The sequence below is a fragment of the Mediterraneibacter sp. 210702-DFI.3.120 genome (genome assembly GCF_020561005.1).
Classification (GTDB): domain Bacteria; phylum Bacillota; class Clostridia; order Lachnospirales; family Lachnospiraceae; genus Mediterraneibacter; species Mediterraneibacter faecis.
This window is the reverse complement of the sequence record NZ_JAJCNG010000003.1, coordinates 92074-108926: the sequence shown is the minus strand read 5'-3', so window position 1 is coordinate 108926 and position 16853 is coordinate 92074. Positions and strand designations below refer to the sequence as shown.

Here is a 16853-nt window from a genome sequence, read left to right as displayed (position 1 = left end):
CTACCGTAATCCCTTCGCTTCCACTCCTTCTCCATATTGCACCACATTCTACCACTTCTCACCACTTAGTTCCATTGTAAACCACGTGTCTCCCTTTTTCAAGCCCTTTTTTAACTTTTTTGTTTCTTTCCAAACTTCATTCAGGTCTATCTACCGAAATAACGTCATAAAAAATGATCGCTAACCTTCTTATAATTAAAAGTTAACGATCATTGATACACTGTCTAAAACAGCAATAATTATTTTAATGATTAGAAATATATCTATATCTTTTTTGAACATATCTAGTCAATGTGCTTTGTATAACATGTAAGATATATGATGTAATAAATGAAAGAAGAAAAACAATAGGTACAACCAGTACATAATATTCTAGTCTTCCCGGAACAGAAGGAACATATGCATTAAGTTTACTATAGATAATCGTATCAAAAACCGAAGACACTAAATATATTCCTAATGACAACTCTGAAATTTTGGTAAAACATTTATAAAGTATAGTTCGTTCTGTTATTTTAGAAGTATCAAGATTCAAAATACAAATAAACGTAAGTACCGATAGAATCAGCGGCTCAAATCCATACCATTCATAATATGAAGCTCCGAAAAAGACATTATTATAATTACGTCCAAAATTAAAAAAGCCAAATATTGTCAGAAAACCCATAAACAATAAGAGTGATTTTCCAGAAGAAAGTTTTGCTCCATATTCTTTAAGATAGCATCCGATGTAATAATATGTAAGTGGCCATAAAAACTGCCAATAATCTGGAATTATCTGCAGAATTCTTGTTGATTCAGTTGGAAAGAATATTGCTTTAATCGGACCATCGATTCCCCATATATTAAGTAAGGAGGGAATGGTAGTCAAGAAAAGCATTGTAGCTACAAGAAGCTGCTTTTGTTTTTTATCTTTTAATCCATTATAAATCAAATTTAAAAACGGAATGATTAAAAACAACCCAATATACATTTCAACATACCATGAATATCCAGCACCAGAAAAATTAAGAATTCTTAAAATAAAAGTCCGTATTCCAATATGTTCTGATGTATAACAACTTAAAAATAGAATGTCAAAAACGCTCGCCAGCAAATATGTTATATATGTTTTCACTAATCCTAAGTAGTAGGGGTTTTTGACAAGATTTTTTTATTCATAAGATATCCTGTTAATATTGCAAAAAGAGGAACACATATCATAAACGCTGTCCGCATTGTAAACATGACAAACATCCGCTTTCCTTTTATTATTTCCGTATAAAATCCATTATTCAAAAAAAATGCACAGATAATACAGAAAACACTGCAATACTTCGAATAATATCAAGGTTAATATTTCTTTTTTTCATCATAGGTATCTCCCTAATTTTAATCCGAATAATTATCTGTATCATTCTAATGGTTGTTTTTTGCTTTGTCAATAGAAATAGTTGCAAATACTTGAATAAAATAGAGATATGGCACATGCCATATCTCACGTTATCAAATGCTATTCATTTTATTCTGCTGAAAGTGTACTTAGATAATCCTTAACAGAGTCATAATTCACTTCTGCAACTGCACGTTCCTGATTGGAAGAATGCAGATCATATGCTGAATATCCGAACCAGCCAACAATTGCAAGTACAATTACTCCCGCTACACATCTTTTTACATTGCGCATGATCTTCTCTTTACGCATTGTCTTCTTTCGGTCCGCCTTTTCCTTCTTATAACGATCCACCTTCGCCTGACTCATCTCTTGCCTGCTCCCTTCCTATTAGGTCTTTAGCAATTATTTTACCACAGCACATCTTAAAGTACAACAATAATTCCACCATCATTCGCATACATACTACTAATTCCTGCTGTATCTACAATAAAGGAATCTTTCACCTTTACTTTCTCCAAAATCAATTTTCTGACGACCTCTGCACGTTCCGGACAGTTGCAATGTGCAATTGCAAGAATCTTCTCCTCCGGTTTTACAGCGTCCTTCGCGACATGCTCTGCCATCTTCGCCAAAGCTTTCTTCATCCCTCTGCTCTTATCCAACTGACAGATTGTTCCCTCTGGGGTAGAACCCATAACAGGCTTGATATTCAATGCGCTGACTACCAGAGATTTCAGTCCTGTCAGTCGTCCATTCTTACGAAGTGTATCAAGATTCTCAAGAACAAAATACGTATGCTGTTCTTCAATATAAGCTTCTACCGTTTCAACTACCTGTTCAAAATCCATTCCGGCTTCTTCACATTCCTGAATCTTTCGTCCGATCAACGTCTCTCCGACAGATGCTGAACGAGAGTTAAATACATGGATCTTTTCTTCTCCGCCTTCTTCCTTATAAAGTTTCTCTCCAAGAAGTGCACTGTTATAAGATCCGCTCAATTCCCCTGACAAAGTAACTGCATAGACTCTGTCAACATCACATTTGTATAATTCCATATAACGCTCCGGGGACGGACAGGATGACTTCGGACATTCCTCGCTTGCAGCCACTCTTCTTAAAAAATCAGCCTGATCAAATGTCTCGTCATCCAGAATGTGAAAGCCATCCACTTCCATGCTAAGAGAAGCCGTCTTAAAAATTCCACTCTCCTTCATCTGTAGGGTCAGCTCTCCGCAACTATCTACGATCACTCTGTAACTCATAACTTATATCCTCCCATGCTCTATCGCATATTTTTTCATCCTACTTTACGTGGTTTTTAATACTACATATTAATATAACACACTTCAGTCAAGTTGAAAAGAGGGAGAATTTATTTCAACCGTATCTTAGATGATATTCCAAGCGCAATTCCCATCTCAGCCAACAATATTACAATCGCTGTACCTCCATAACTAATAAACGGAAGGGTAACACCGGTTGTCGGCAGTAGTCCTGTTACAACTCCTATGTTCAGAGTAACCTGCAGTGCAATATGTGCAAAAATACCTGTTGCGATCAACGCACCATACAAGTCCGGAGCATTTCTTGCGATAAACAGTAATCTATACAGCATGAAAGCAAACAAGCACAAAATAATAATTGCGCCGAACACTCCCAGCTCTTCACAGATAACTGCAAGGATCATATCGTTCTGAGCCTCTGGTATTGCATGTAATTTCTGCGTACTATTCCCAAGACCCTTTCCAAAAAATCCACCTGAACCAATTGCATATAGCCCCTGCAAGAACTGATAGCTGTCTGTATCAGCATTCGCCTCCGGATTCAGCCATGCAATGATTCGGCGCATACGAAAGTTATCACTTTTCGCAAGTGTATATTTCAAAAAAATAATCCCAATAATTCCCACGATTCCTGCTACAATTACTCCAGCAATAAATGGTTTTGTCTTCGGATGTACAACAAAAATTAAAATACATGTAATTGCAAACACAATAATTGCTGTACTCAGATTATCCGTCAATAGAAAAACTCCCAGTGTTGCAACAAGACCATAACCAAGCAGAATCTTAATTCCATCCCGTTTTTTCGCCTTTTGCCCCAAGAGGCAGATTTCATATGCTATAAATAGAATCACCGCAATCTTCGTAAACTCTGCCGGCTGCAATGACAAGCCACCAGGAAGCCTGATCCACCTTCTTGCTCCATTTACAGTCTTACCAAGTGGTGTCTGCACCAATGCCATCAAAAACATTGAAAACCAAAATAATTCTTTTGCATAAGCACCATATAGATGATAGTCAATCTTAGAAACAATAAACATTACAATGAATCCGATAATCCCGATCATTGCCTGTCTTGTGAAAAAGAACATATCGTTCTTATAATCAACCTGTGCGCTGTAAGCACTACTGCTGTAAAGCATCACAAGTCCAAAACACATCAGAAAAATAATTACAAGAAGCAGATCATAATCATAATAAAGTTTTTCTTTTTCTCTTGTCCTTTTGCGTTTTGTACTCGCAGACATTTCTGCCCTTTGCCCTTTCCCCTGTACCGCAGTCTGCTGAGAATACGGAGAACCTGACGTTCTCACAACCTTCTGTCTCTGCTCTATTGAGCTTTGATACTTCCTATAAGCATCACTCTCATAGTTTCTCATACATACTCCCTGTCTAAACATCTGTATCAATTCTGCTTGTTTTATCCAGCACTCTTAAAACAAATGATATAAATACACGTTTTATTATTGAACACTCATCGCCGGATGAACCGGTTTTCCATGCTCAAAGAATCTGTCATACCATACGAGGAAGATATAAACTGTCCAGATCTTACGACTGTTATCTGTCTTCTCATTCGTATTCTTTCCGTTCTTATGATCATCAAGCATCTTAAGCAGGAGCTTCGTATCAAAGAACTTCTTCGCTGCATCAGACTCAAACATCTCTTTTACAATATTATAATACTTCTCTTCCTTCAACCATACACGAATCGGAATTGGGAATCCCAGTTTCTTCTTCTCCGCTGTCTTACTTCTGATATGTCGCTCTGCCGCAGCACGCAATGCAACCTTCGTCTTTGGCGCACGTACTTTGTATTTTAACGGAAGTGTCTCGGCAAGTTCAAGTACTTCTCTGTCAAGGAACGGAACTCTGACTTCAAGAGAATTCGCCATTCCCATCTTGTCACCCTTCATCAGAATATCATGCACCAGCCATAAATGAAGATCCACATACTGCATCTTTGTCACAGGATCTTTTCCTTTTACACGTGCATACAATGGTTTTGTTACTTTTTGGATTCCCGGCTTACATCCTTTTTTCAAAATACGATTTGCCTCACGCTCTGTAAAAATATTCGTCGCATTTGCGAAATATCTCTCTTCCAATGTCTTTCCGTGACGCATAAGGAAACCTCTCCCCTTCATACCACGTGGCAGACAGCGTTCTGCAAACGCACCCAGGAAACGGCGTACCGGCATCGGTATTTTATTAAAAGAAGTATGTTCCAAAGGTTCACAATATATGTTATATCCTCCAAACAATTCATCAGAACCTTCTCCTGAAAGAACTACCTTAACCTTCTTGGACGCTTCTGCACTGAGGAAATAAAGTGCGATTGCAGCTGGATCTGCGACCGGCTCATCCATATAATACTGAATATCCGAAAGCTTATCCCAATATTCTTCCGGTGAAATCACCTTAGCGTCATTCTTCATGTTAATGCTTGCTGCAAATTCCTTTGCATCCTGAATCTCACTGTACTTTCCTTCATCAAATCCGACTGTAAAAGTACGATCCACCTGTCCCAGATAAGTCAGATAACTGGAGTCCACACCACTGGAAAGGTAAGAAGCAACCTCTACATCACTGATTTTATGCTTCTCAACGGAATCCTTCATCACACGTTCTACATCATCCACCACTTCTTTGAAAGGCTTCTTACAGTCTCCTGTGAAATGAGGTTCAAAATAACGTGTAATGTTCATTTTTCCATTTTCATATATAAAGTAATGTCCTGGCTGTACACAGAACACCCCTTTAAAAAATGTCTCATTCGTAGGAACAAACTGGAAAGAAAGATAGTTGCCAAGCGCCTCTTCATTGAACACCTTTTCAAACTTCGGATGCTCCATAAATGCTTTGATTTCAGAAGCAAACATCAATGTACCATTCATATTCGCATAATATAGCGGTTTGATTCCGAAAATATCTCTCGCTGCAAACAATCTTTTCTTCTTTGTATCCCAGATTGCAAAAGCATACATTCCGCGAAGACGGTCTACCAGTTTCTCGCCCCACTCTTCGTATCCATGAATCAGCGTCTCTGAATCTGTATTCGATACAAACTCATGACCTGCCGCTTTCAGTTCTTCTCTCAGGTCCTGGTAATTATAAATCTCTCCATTAAATACAAGAACCATGCTGCGATCCTCATTGTACAACGGCTGATCACCAACGGAAGAAAGATCTATGATACTCAGACGGCGAAATCCGAGTGCTGCATCTTCATCCACATACTTTCCCGCACTATCCGGTCCCCTGTGTACGATTGTATTCATCATATTAACAAGTACCTGTTCTCTGTCATCAACTTCTCCGACAAATCCTGCAAATCCACACATATGCCTTCTCCTTTTTTAATTACTGTCAACTGTATATTTGTTACTGTTCACACGTTGTGCGACCAGCAACGCATCTCGCCATTTTAAATCGCCTTTGGCGATGGGGCGAGATGCATTCAAGCCAAAACATGCATCCTCCGTGTCAATCAGCGGAGTGATTGACACGGGAGTGAACAGTAACGTATATTTACACCCGACAATAAATTTCTTTTATTATAGCCTCTTTTACTCAGGGAAAAAAGTCCCTTTCATCAGAAAAACAGAAAAATACTGTGAGTATAACATCACAGTATCCCCATTGATCGTATATTTAATTGTTATGGTTTCCCCATCAACGCGTATATTATATCTGATTTATAGGGAAAAGTAAAGGGGGATTTTTGAGCAGTATTTACATAAAATGTAAATCAGGGATTGCCGTCTGACAATCCCTTTCACAAAATAAACACTTCATCTTCATTCAAATTCTGGGTTGATTGCATAGAAATTCTTACTGTCAAGATGTTCCTGTACAATTCTTAGACTTTCACCAAATCTCTGATAATGCACAATCTCTCTTTCTCTCAGAAAACGGATCGGATCACAGATTTCAGGATCTTTAATCAGTCGCAGGATATTATCATACGTAGTCCGTGCTTTTTGCTCTGCTGCAAGATCTTCATGAAGATCTGTAATCGGATCTCCTTTCGATTGGAAATACGTTGCAGTCCACGGAGCTCCGCTGGCTGCCTGTGGCCATAATGCCAGTGTATGATCAACATAATACGGTGCAAAACCGGAACGTTCAATTTCTTCCGGTGACAAATTCTTTGTCAGCTGATAGATAATTGCACAGATCATCTCCATATGGGCAAGTTCTTCTGTACCAATATCAGTCAGTATTCCTGTTACCTCTTTATATGGCATCGTATATCGCTGTGAAAGATAACGCATAGATGCAGCTAATTCGCCATCCGGTCCACCGAACTGACTTATAATGATCTTCGCCAGTTTCGGATTCGTCTGGGTTATCTTCACAGGATATTGAAGTCTTTTTTCATAATTCCACATAAATCAGCATCCCCCTTCCTGCCACGGCCATGGTTCATTGATCCAATTCCAGCAGTCACTGTTTTCGCTGACTGTATCTACAGTTAAAGGTCCATATACCTCTGCATATTCTTTGAGTGCTTCAATACGTTTCTCTTTATATTTTTGAAAATATTCAAGTGCTTTCTGATTTCCAGGATGTGTATCTAAAAATAATTTAACATCATCCACCGCGAAACTAATCTGATTTATATATTCAAAAAGTTCTCTTCGATTCATTTCATGACAATTGCAACTCATTTACAGCATCCTCCTTTTCCACGAAATGGTTTTTCAAGCTCTTGAAAAATAGTTCCACACTGAAATCCATAACCGAGATCGTGAAGTTTTCTCCACTGCTGCCATGGGACATAAGCCATCGCAACCGGAAACTCTTGCAAAACATCCGTTTTGCTGTAATCACCAACACACTCATCGCAACAGTAATTTTTCGACTTCTGCTCCGGAAGTGGAGGGACAGGAATATTGCAATGAAGCTGTCTTTCATTTTCCTGCCTTGTTTGTGGCCTGTAATTTCCATTCTGACAATAACAGTTCGTATTCCTATTAGAACAATATGGTGCCATAAAATAAATCCTTATATCTTTTTTGTTATTGTATGGAAGATAAGAAAAATTGTGAACAACAGCAAAAGGGATTGCCACGTGACAATCCCTAAGCATAATACATTCACTTAAAAGTAGTATTTATTTCGCACCGAAAGTAACTTCCACTGTCTTCTCTTCATATTCTCCATTACTCTGTGGAATCTGAATTGTCAGTGACACCTTATCTCCTTTGGCATAATATTGAAGCTGTTCCTGAAGATCATCCATGCTTGATACGGTTGTTCCGTCAATTGCTGTGATAACACTTCCTTTTGCCATTCCGGCTGCCTCTGCTCCACCGCCTTTTGTAATTTCTGATACATAAACGCCTTCCGGCATATTCAGCTGTTTGGAATATTCAGCCGGCACGCTCATTCCTTTGATGCCAATTGCGCCCTGATCTTTTTCTGCAACCTTTGTCTTTGTCGCCTGATTCATCAGATTCTGGATCAGATCGGATACATCACTGATTGGAATTGCATATCCGACACCTTCTACAGAATCACCAACCAGCTTGGATGAGTTAATTCCAATCACTTCGCCACTTGCATTTACAAGTGCTCCACCACTGTTTCCAGGATTAATGGCTGCATCTGTCTGAATCAGTTTGGCATCACTCTCTGTTGTCTCACCGGTCTGCTCGTTTGTTTCAGAAACAGAACGATTCAAAGCACTGATTACACCAGTTGTTACTGACTGTCCATAGCCAAGTGCATTACCGATTGCAATCGCAGGTTCTCCAACCTTTAGCTGTGTGGAATCTCCGAGTGTTGCTACCGAAATTGCTTTCATCGTATCATCTGAAATAGAATCAAGCGGAACAGCCACAACAGCAATATCATACTCTGAGTTTGTTCCTTTGATATTTGCCTCAACACTTGTTCCATCATCAAAAGTAACTGTTAATGTATCGCTTCCTGCTACTACATGATTATTTGTAACAACCAGAAGTTCTGAATCATTCTGGGAAATAATGATTCCTGTTCCAGCACTTTCGCTCTGTTGCTGTGACACACCACCAAAGAAATCCTGAACCTGCTGCACACTCATATTTGTAATTGATACGATTGATGGCATTACATTTTCCACAATACTTGAAACATCTGAAGTTACAACACTGGAAGATTTGGATAATGAAGCATTGCTGCTCACAGATTTGGTTGCCGTAGTATTGGTCTTCGTCACACCGGTCAATCCCAGCACTTTACTTCCAACAACATTTGATGCCAAAAATGTACCACTGGAAACAACTCCAAACAATAGTGCAAATCCTGTCACTGCCACTGCTTTGGGAATTTTCTTTTGTGGTTTCTTACCATGCGGTACTTGATGTTTCTGACCACCATTGTCATCATGAAATGGTGTTTCACTCTGTCCGTTTCCATTCATTCCATCCGAATTATAATAATTATATTGATTCTCCATAAAGATTACCTCTTCTCTTGTTTATTCTTTTTCTTTGATGTTTACATAGTAACTCCGTATTGTGATAAATCTGTGTATAATCAATTAATAAAGATTGAAAAGAATGATAGAAAAACAGGATCAGAACTTCCTTCTTAATCCGTTCTAATCCTGTCTATATTTTTTCAACCAGCTAACCAGTATCTTTCATCTGACTCTCAAACTTACAGATCAATGAAATCTACATCATAATCATCTGATTTTCTTCCTTTTTTTGATTTTTTAGCTGATCTTCCTAAATTTCTTGTATTTTCTGTCGGTGCATCATATTCATCGTCATAATCATCATCGTAATCATCATCAAAATCATAATCAGCATACTCATCATCAAAGGCATCGTAATCATCATTAAAATCATCATCATAACCATCGTCATAATCATCATCTTTTACTTTTTTACGTCCAAACGCCTTTCTGTCTGACTTCTTAGCAGCAACCGGCTCGTCATCTTCTTCATCTTCATCTTCAAAAGGAATATCATACTCGTCATATAAATCATCAAGTTCCTGATTTCTATGCACAAGTTTTACTGCAAACATAATCATAAGAACAAGTAATACAACTACGATGAGTGCTCCTCCAGCCAGAAGAACAATTGGATGCTCTTTTACAAGCGACTCCAGTTTTCCAACAATCCCTTTTGCTTCCTTCTTTGTACTGTCTGTTGTCTGAACATCTACACTCTGATAAGTTCCATCCTGTGAATCATACTGATAGAACCCTTTTTCACCGGTTCTTGTATTCACCGCATACAGGAGATCATAACGATCATTCTCCGGGTTTGCCCAATATGGATACGTCTGATCTGCTACTGTAAGTTCCCCTTCCTGGTAAGAATTCGGAAGTTTTGCTCCTCCATTATCTGTTAAAAGAATAATAGATGTTGTGTCAGAAATCTTCAATTCTGTATATGGAACGAATGTTGAATCATCTTCATTGTACAGGAAGAACTTTCCTTCTCCTGAGGCATCTACCAGATATCCAAGTGTAACACCAGCCTCATTAGCAACAAACTTGTGTTCTTCACCATTGAATGTCTTTGTAGTCTCACTGTATCCTACCGGGATTGCAGATGTTGCAAATCCTTCTGAGAAATTGTAATCTGTTCCGTTCACACTTACTGTGATATCTGTGGCTGTACCAGTTGTTGCTGTACTGCCGGTTTCCTCAACTTCTGTTGAACCATCATCTGCCTGTTCAATCTTAATTGCGGAAGATCCCTGATCTAATGTCAGCGTCTCATCAGAATACAGATAAGCCTTTGAGCTGTCAACTGTGATCGTTGTGTCTCCCATCTTCAAGGCTTTAAACTTCATTGTAGTACGAAGCTCTGTCGCTGTTCCGTCTCCGCTTCCTGAGTATGTAAGCTTGCCATCACTGTCTGCTGTTACACCCTCTCCGCTTTCAAACTGAAGTGCAGAAGTATCATAACTCATTGTAATATCTGCATCACCAACAGCTGAATCACCGGATCTCACAACAAGATCTACACTTACTTCCTCTCCAACCTTTGTCTGTGGATCAGAGAACATCAGAGAACCATCAGCTGCACTTACGATTGTGCTGAACATTGGCACTGTAAGACACAGTGATAATGCTACTGCCGCTAATTTCTTTGCTTTCATATAATTACCCCTTCTTTTGTTGTCTTAAACTTATATACCATCCTATTGTACACTGTTTGAATGGAGTTGTCCACCCGGAAGCGAAAGAAATCTTGTATGAATCATTATTTACAGATTTCCTTTTTTCCTTGAAGCTATTCCAATATACTATCCGAAAATCCACTTTCTGAACATTTCGCAGATTATCTTAAACGATTTCAAAAAATAATATGTATAATGGTTCACAAATAGCATATACGGTTTTTCAACCAATTTTTTTCGAATTAAATCAATCATAGTACAAGAAACATATAAAATAAACACAACCAAAATTGAATATAATATCAGAAAAGTACTATCCTGATATTGATTGATTTTAAAGATATTCGTCCATAAATAATAACGAATATAAGAACTGTCATGAATTAGGTATACCCCAAATGTTGCTGATGCAATCATATTAATCCATTTATGATAGTTCATTTTCAATGTTACAAATCCCATAAAAAGTGTAATCGCCATCAACAAAATTGGAAGTCTCTCTATTTCAAAAAAATCAATTGCATGTGTTGACCACTCCTCTTTTTTTGTTCCAAGAAAAAGAAACGTCGTACTTACTGTATATGTTATAATTAACACCATAAAATAAAGAGAAAAATAATGTTTCGATTGAAGTTTCTGATTACCTCCATACAAATTTACATATCCTGCAATTCCATATAATGTTACAAACCACAATAATGAATTACTCTCAAATAACTGAGTTGTAGCCGTAGGTATGATTGACCAGCACAAAACCATCATCAAGATCAAGTACTGATATTCTGTCTTACTCAACCCATGCAACAGTTTATTTAAAAACGGATGTATTAAATATAACATAAAATATGTACTTGCAAACCACCAACCCGGATACGTGATAGGAAGACAAACTTTAATCAATTGCTTTATCTCAAAAGCATTCAATCGTAACATTACCGATAAAAGATATGTCATAATTGAATAAAAAACAACCTGTCCCCAAAATTTCAAAAGTTTTTTAGGCTGAAATAACTTTTCTGTATTTTCAATCAGAAAATATCCAGAAATCAATACGAAAATATCTACACCAACTTTCCCACCCATGAGAATAAAATCATACCAAAGATGTGGAAGTGTAACCTCATTAAAATTCCATTCAAAATTTCCATGATAAGCAAAATGGTGAAACATGATCATAATCATAGAGATGATTCGAAGTAACTCAATTGAAGTATTACGGTTAATTATCTTTGTGGATTGAACACTTTTTTCCATATTTTCACTTCACTCCTTCCATTCATATCTATAACTAATATATTTATCTCATTTTCACTTTGTTCTTAAAATCCCCTTCACCCTAAGTACAAGTTCTTTGAACTCATCCGGTTCAACCACATAATTTACCCCAACAATAGTAAATACGCTTACAGCCACCATTCCGATTGCATAGAGAAACCATGTGATAAAAGATGCCATGTTCTTAGGAATAACATATGTTCCAACAATACAAAGAAGTGCAACGACAAGTACATTTCTAAAAATTCGGAACATAGATTTTTTTGCACATCCTTTTACCAGATGCCGACTTGTATAGAACACAATTTCAAAAGAGCGATATCCATAAGAACATACTGTACCAAGAAGAACTCCTGCCATGCCGAACTTCCATACCAGCCCAAGAGAAACCGTGATATTTATCACTGCTTCTAAAATCGCCTGATATCTCGTTTCTTTATAATGCCCTGCTGCGCAGATAATCGTCAATCCTGGAATCCTTACATTTTGCATAAAAACAATTACTGTAAATAAAATTCCAAGAACCGGACGCACATACTGTACATCCGTCAGGTTAATGGTATATACCCCGACAAAAGGCAAGATTAAGACTCCCATACAGGCAATCACAATAAACATGATTACAAAATACATATACTCATAACTAGAATAGCTCTTCTTTAATGTCTCTTCCTCATTCTTGGCGATCACTTCTCCAAATCCTGCTGTCAGACCATTCGAAAAAGAGGTCATCAGCTGATTCACTGCATTAACCACCATCATATAAATTCCATACACACTGACTTCAAGAAGAGATTTTGCCCCCAGACAAATTGTCAACACTGTTGTATCTGTATTATTTACAATAATACCAACAACCTGATGAAGCAGTGCCGCGTTTTTTTGCTTTAACGCACCTTCATTCGGTTCTGCATGGAAATCTAATGCAGGATATTTTCGTTTTGCATAGATTTTAACCAATACAAGACGAAGCATATACACACCAGTTGCAACTGCCTTTACAAAAAGAACACCTGCTCCAATATAAATCAGAAAAATAGAAACAACCATATTAACGATTGTTCCTGCTGCCTGAATCAGTGCAACCACATATCCTTCCTGATTTGCAGTCAATAAAACTCTGTATTTACCCAGAAAAAAATAATCCACTAAAGTACTTCCTGCCAAAACAAGTATCATCCAACGCACAAGACTATTTTCAAGCTGTCCTGAAATAAAAAACGGATAGACACCTACAAGTACCAGTGTCAATGCCAGAAATAACATTCCGGATTTGTTATAAAATTTTCTTGACGCCGAAAGAATTGAATTTACTTCTTCCGTCTGATTCAATGCAAGAGGTGTATAGAGAGCAACAACTGTTGCCGTTCCTACTCCTGCTTCTGCCAGGCCCAGATATGTTAAAAACTGATTTACTGAAGTGATCATTCCATTCACACTCGATCCATATGCCTCAAGAATAAAACGTGGCAATATCAATCCAGACAAAAGAACAATTACCTGTAAAAGCAGACTTGCCACCATGTTTTTTAATGCCTGTTTTCCTCTCATGAGATTTCCTTTCCTCTACTTTTTCTTTTCCTCACTCATGAATACCATCTTCCTGTACAAGCCCGTATTTACGCACAATACAACAGATGAAATCTTTCTCTTTGGCTGAAAATATGGATTTCGCAGGATTGTCAGGATATGCCCGCGAATAAAGCGTTTCAAGTCCTGATATCCTTCTAACTTCTTATAATCCTCCTGTAATAGCATCTTATCCAGAACAATAAAGCGAGACCAGATCCAGAGGCACTCTGCCTCCTGTGTTAGTGATGGAAATTTTTCTTTCACTACTTCATAATTCTTTGTATATCCATCTATTATGTCAAATACTTTCGGACGGTATGCCTTTCCGGTAATACTGTCTTCTCGATGAAGATAATAATACTTCGGCTTTGTTCCTACTGCCACTTTCTTAATTCGCTGCATGAGGTCTACAGTATAATAAATATCTTCATACAGTCTCCCCTTCGGAAAGCGAAGATCTTCAATACAGCTTTTCCGGATCAGCTTATTCCATATTTCTCCACGGATCGTATGCCCCCTGAGGATACAGCGAAAAGCCTCTTCTCCTGTGCAGACAAAATCCACCTCTTCCTTTTGTGTCTCGATTCTGTCTTTATACACTTCATATAAGCCACATGTTGCCATATCTGCTCCGCTATCTTTGATACGTGTATACATATATTCAAACATATCATTTTCAATATAGTCATCACTGTCTAAAAAAATGATATATTCTCCTTTTGCATAGGGAATTCCAGCATTTCTGGCATCACTAAGTCCACCATTTTCCTTATGTATCACTTCCACTCGATTGTCCTGTTTTGCATATTCATCACATATTTTTCCACACTGGTCGGGACTCCCATCGTCTACCAGAATCACCTGAATATCAGAAAATGTCTGTCCCAAAATGGAATCCACACACTTTCTTATATATGGTTCAACTTTATAAACCGGTACGATCACACTGATTGTCGGCATGATATCTCCTCCATTTTATTCATAGTATGAAAGCAGAGTCTGCGCAGCGCTTTCAATATCATATCCTGCTTTTGCAAATGCCTGCCTGATTCCTGAATTTTCTTCTTCGCTCCTATTTTCACCTTTGTAAGAAAGAATCACACGGCTCCATTCCTTTGGTGAATCCTGAAGTGACAGAAATTTCACTTTTTCAACTAACTTCACTTCTGTTGTAATCGTATCTGCCATTACACTCCTGATTCCGGATGCCTGCGCTTCCAACGCAACAATAGGAAGTCCCTCAAAAAGAGATGGGAATACAAAAATGTCCATTCCTTTCCATAATTTTGCAACATCTTTTCTGATCCCTAAAAATCTGATCCTATCTTCTATTCCGTATTCCTCAGCTTTCTTTTGGATCATTTCCTGAAGTTCTCCTTCTCCAACTAACAAAAGTATAGCTTCTTCACAGGCAGATGCAACCTCACGAAAGATTTCTAAGAGAAATTTATGATTCTTCTGTTCTTCAAAACGTCCCACATGTCCGAGCACAAATTTTCCTTCTACTCCCAGTTCATGACGGATCTCTTCACGTTCTGACAAACTGAAAGCAAATTTTTTCAGATCAAGAGCATTGTGGATAAGATGATAATTGTTACTCTTTCTGATCTTTTTTGAAAAGAGCCATTCTCCAGCCAATTCACTGCATGCAAAATACTTTGTAGCAAACATTGGAATCAACGGTCGGTTAATTCTGTGCAACAAATTTCTCACCACTCCCGGAGTCGAAGAATTATGTGAGTGTGCGATCACTGTTGGAACCTTTCCATAGCTTGCCACAATCAGCGGTACTATATTCGCTGCTGACAGCATATTTACATGAACTGCATCATATCTTCCAATTCGAAGTATCTTTCTCATTTGTCTGCTGAACTTCAATGGATGTTTTCTTGCATCACACGTATGAAACACTTTTCCTCCAAGTGACTTGATTTCTTCTTCATACGCAAGGTGTGGAAACATACTTATAAAATCAAATCTTACTCCTTGCTTACTCAATTTCCTATAATATGTCATCACAAAACTTTCAATACCTCCGGGATTAAAGGATAATCCAACTTGTAATACTTTCATTTACTTTCCAATTACTTCCTTTCCATTGTCAGTTCATCTATCAGATTCGTCCACTGTCGATAAATCTCTTCTTTTTCAAATTTTTTTACACCCGATATCGTATGATTTGAAAACGCAATTCTTCGTTCTTCACTATCCGTCAACAATTCTATACGATTTGCCATCTTGTCCAAATCATAAGGGGGGATTAAATAGCCATCCTTTCCCTCCTCAACGATTTCTCTTGGCCCTGTTGTCACATCAAAACTCACCATAGGAAGTCCACTTGCCTTTGCCTCAAGCAATACTAACGGCAATCCTTCCCTGTAAGATGGTAATACCAAAAATGCATATTCATTATACAACTTATACACATCTTTTACATTCCCTTTCTGAATCAATTGAGACGTTAAATTGTATTCTACCACCTTTTGGTGTATCTCGTCAAAAGTATCTCCCGTCCCGTATAAATGCCATTCCCACTCAGGATGAGAAGGCAATACTTTTTTCGCCACTTCTACCAGAAGATCATATCCCTTTTCTTCACTGAATCTTCCAACTGTGATGATTTTTCTCGAATCCGCTTTGTATTTCTTTCGCATAGTCAGGATTTCTGGTTTGATCCAATTATATATACTTCGGATTTTCTTTGGATTTATATGAAATTTTCTAATATAATCCTGTCTGTTCTGCTCCGTCAATGTCACTGTACAATGTGAAATTAACGAATCCCAGAAACGGAAAAAGCGGATATCTTTCTTCTCCCATTCATTCATCAATGCACCATGATCGCAAAACACATACTTTGCTTTCGTAAAAAAACGAACCGGTGAAACCGTCATAGCAGGATAATTCTCCATAAGGAAAACTACATCTATTTGATTTTGTCTAACAAATTCTCTAAATGGTTGAAATGTCTTCTTAATTCTGTCGCGTACTCGACACTCTTCTTCTAGTTCTGCTCTGTATGTGATTCTCGGATCCAGGTCATATGGAACATGCCCTCCTTTTCCAAAAATTGCATAAATATATACTTCATATTCTTTACAAAACTCATTGGCAAGAGTTGTTGTGACTTGCTCAACTCCTCCTGTTACTGTCATATCATAATTAACAAAACATATTTTTTTCATTCTGAATATTCTCCATCTGCATAGTGAACAATG

General features: G+C 37.8%; 15 protein-coding genes. All 15 read right to left on the bottom strand.

Translation table 11 applies throughout. The features are described from left to right. Positions 1-244: 244 nt before the first annotated feature. On the bottom strand, positions 245-1117 hold the full coding sequence (locus LI162_RS03165) for an acyltransferase family protein (protein WP_020435764.1): 873 nt from the start codon (positions 1115-1117) through the stop codon (positions 245-247). Between the two features lie 384 nt (positions 1118-1501). Further along, positions 1502-1741 (bottom strand): hypothetical protein, encoded by a 240-nt coding sequence (locus tag LI162_RS03160; protein WP_020435762.1) that lies wholly within the window; start codon positions 1739-1741, stop codon positions 1502-1504. A gap of 56 nt (positions 1742-1797) precedes the next feature. Beyond that, complete coding sequence (locus LI162_RS03155) at positions 1798-2637, bottom strand: DegV family protein (protein WP_020435761.1); 840 nt, start codon at positions 2635-2637, stop codon at positions 1798-1800. 110 nt (positions 2638-2747) lie between these two features. Continuing rightward, positions 2748-4037, bottom strand: a complete 1290-nt coding sequence (locus LI162_RS03150) for an FtsW/RodA/SpoVE family cell cycle protein (protein WP_020435760.1) — start codon at positions 4035-4037, stop codon at positions 2748-2750. Between the two features lie 84 nt (positions 4038-4121). Continuing rightward, positions 4122-6002 carry an asparagine synthase (glutamine-hydrolyzing) gene (gene asnB / locus LI162_RS03145; protein WP_020435759.1) on the bottom strand — a complete coding sequence of 627 codons (1881 nt, stop codon included), beginning with the start codon at positions 6000-6002 and terminating at the stop codon, positions 4122-4124. 456 nt (positions 6003-6458) lie between these two features. Continuing rightward, positions 6459-7052 carry a manganese catalase family protein gene (locus LI162_RS03140; protein ID WP_015528852.1) on the bottom strand — a complete coding sequence of 198 codons (594 nt, stop codon included), beginning with the start codon at positions 7050-7052 and terminating at the stop codon, positions 6459-6461. A 3-nt stretch (positions 7053-7055) separates the two neighbouring features. Continuing rightward, positions 7056-7331: a spore coat protein CotJB gene (locus LI162_RS03135; RefSeq protein WP_020435758.1), complete on the bottom strand. Its 276-nt coding sequence runs from the start codon at positions 7329-7331 to the stop codon at positions 7056-7058. Further along, the gene (locus tag LI162_RS03130; RefSeq protein ID WP_020435757.1) at positions 7328-7657 is read right to left on the bottom strand and encodes a spore coat associated protein CotJA; all 330 of its coding nucleotides are present in this window, start codon (positions 7655-7657) and stop codon (positions 7328-7330) included. The genes LI162_RS03135 and LI162_RS03130 overlap by 4 nt, the downstream gene beginning before the upstream one ends. Positions 7658-7777: 120 nt before the next feature. Next, complete coding sequence (locus LI162_RS03125) at positions 7778-9103, bottom strand: S1C family serine protease (RefSeq protein ID WP_227155709.1); 1326 nt, start codon at positions 9101-9103, stop codon at positions 7778-7780. A gap of 203 nt (positions 9104-9306) precedes the next feature. After that, a complete protein-coding gene (locus tag LI162_RS03120; RefSeq protein ID WP_020435755.1) occupies positions 9307-10767 on the bottom strand; it encodes a cohesin domain-containing protein in 1461 nt (486 codons plus the stop codon). 147 nt (positions 10768-10914) lie between these two features. Then, positions 10915-12042 (bottom strand): acyltransferase, encoded by a 1128-nt coding sequence (locus tag LI162_RS03115; protein WP_020435754.1) that lies wholly within the window; start codon positions 12040-12042, stop codon positions 10915-10917. 54 nt (positions 12043-12096) lie between these two features. Beyond that, a complete protein-coding gene (locus tag LI162_RS03110; protein WP_020435753.1) occupies positions 12097-13614 on the bottom strand; it encodes a lipopolysaccharide biosynthesis protein in 1518 nt (505 codons plus the stop codon). 15 nt (positions 13615-13629) lie between these two features. Next, the gene (locus LI162_RS03105) at positions 13630-14595 is read right to left on the bottom strand and encodes a glycosyltransferase family 2 protein (RefSeq protein WP_020435752.1); all 966 of its coding nucleotides are present in this window, start codon (positions 14593-14595) and stop codon (positions 13630-13632) included. A 15-nt stretch (positions 14596-14610) separates the two neighbouring features. Further along, positions 14611-15708, bottom strand: a complete 1098-nt coding sequence (locus LI162_RS03100; protein WP_020435751.1) for a glycosyltransferase family 1 protein — start codon at positions 15706-15708, stop codon at positions 14611-14613. 11 nt (positions 15709-15719) lie between these two features. Then, positions 15720-16820, bottom strand: coding sequence for a glycosyltransferase family 4 protein (locus tag LI162_RS03095; RefSeq protein ID WP_020435750.1), 1101 nt, complete (start codon positions 16818-16820; stop codon positions 15720-15722). Positions 16821-16853 lie beyond the last annotated feature (33 nt).

Excerpts from the sequence above, each read along its gene's own strand:
- LI162_RS03160 (WP_020435762.1), bottom strand. The coding sequence starts at position 1,741 with ATGAGTCAGGCGAAGGTGGATCGTTATAAGAAGGAAAAGGCGGACCGA.
- LI162_RS03155 (WP_020435761.1), bottom strand. The coding sequence starts at position 2,637 with ATGAGTTACAGAGTGATCGTAGATAGTTGCGGAGAGCTGACCCTACAG.
- LI162_RS03150 (WP_020435760.1), bottom strand. The coding sequence starts at position 4,037 with ATGAGAAACTATGAGAGTGATGCTTATAGGAAGTATCAAAGCTCAATA.
- asnB (WP_020435759.1), bottom strand. The coding sequence starts at position 6,002 with ATGTGTGGATTTGCAGGATTTGTCGGAGAAGTTGATGACAGAGAACAG.
- LI162_RS03140 (WP_015528852.1), bottom strand. The coding sequence starts at position 7,052 with ATGTGGAATTATGAAAAAAGACTTCAATATCCTGTGAAGATAACCCAG.
- LI162_RS03135 (WP_020435758.1), bottom strand. The coding sequence starts at position 7,331 with ATGAGTTGCAATTGTCATGAAATGAATCGAAGAGAACTTTTTGAATAT.
- LI162_RS03130 (WP_020435757.1), bottom strand. The coding sequence starts at position 7,657 with ATGGCACCATATTGTTCTAATAGGAATACGAACTGTTATTGTCAGAAT.
- LI162_RS03125 (WP_227155709.1), bottom strand. The coding sequence starts at position 9,103 with ATGGAGAATCAATATAATTATTATAATTCGGATGGAATGAATGGAAAC.
- LI162_RS03120 (WP_020435755.1), bottom strand. The coding sequence starts at position 10,767 with ATGAAAGCAAAGAAATTAGCGGCAGTAGCATTATCACTGTGTCTTACA.
- LI162_RS03115 (WP_020435754.1), bottom strand. The coding sequence starts at position 12,042 with ATGGAAAAAAGTGTTCAATCCACAAAGATAATTAACCGTAATACTTCA.
- LI162_RS03110 (WP_020435753.1), bottom strand. The coding sequence starts at position 13,614 with ATGAGAGGAAAACAGGCATTAAAAAACATGGTGGCAAGTCTGCTTTTA.
- LI162_RS03105 (WP_020435752.1), bottom strand. The coding sequence starts at position 14,595 with ATGCCGACAATCAGTGTGATCGTACCGGTTTATAAAGTTGAACCATAT.
- LI162_RS03100 (WP_020435751.1), bottom strand. The coding sequence starts at position 15,708 with ATGAAAGTATTACAAGTTGGATTATCCTTTAATCCCGGAGGTATTGAA.
- LI162_RS03095 (WP_020435750.1), bottom strand. The coding sequence starts at position 16,820 with ATGAAAAAAATATGTTTTGTTAATTATGATATGACAGTAACAGGAGGA.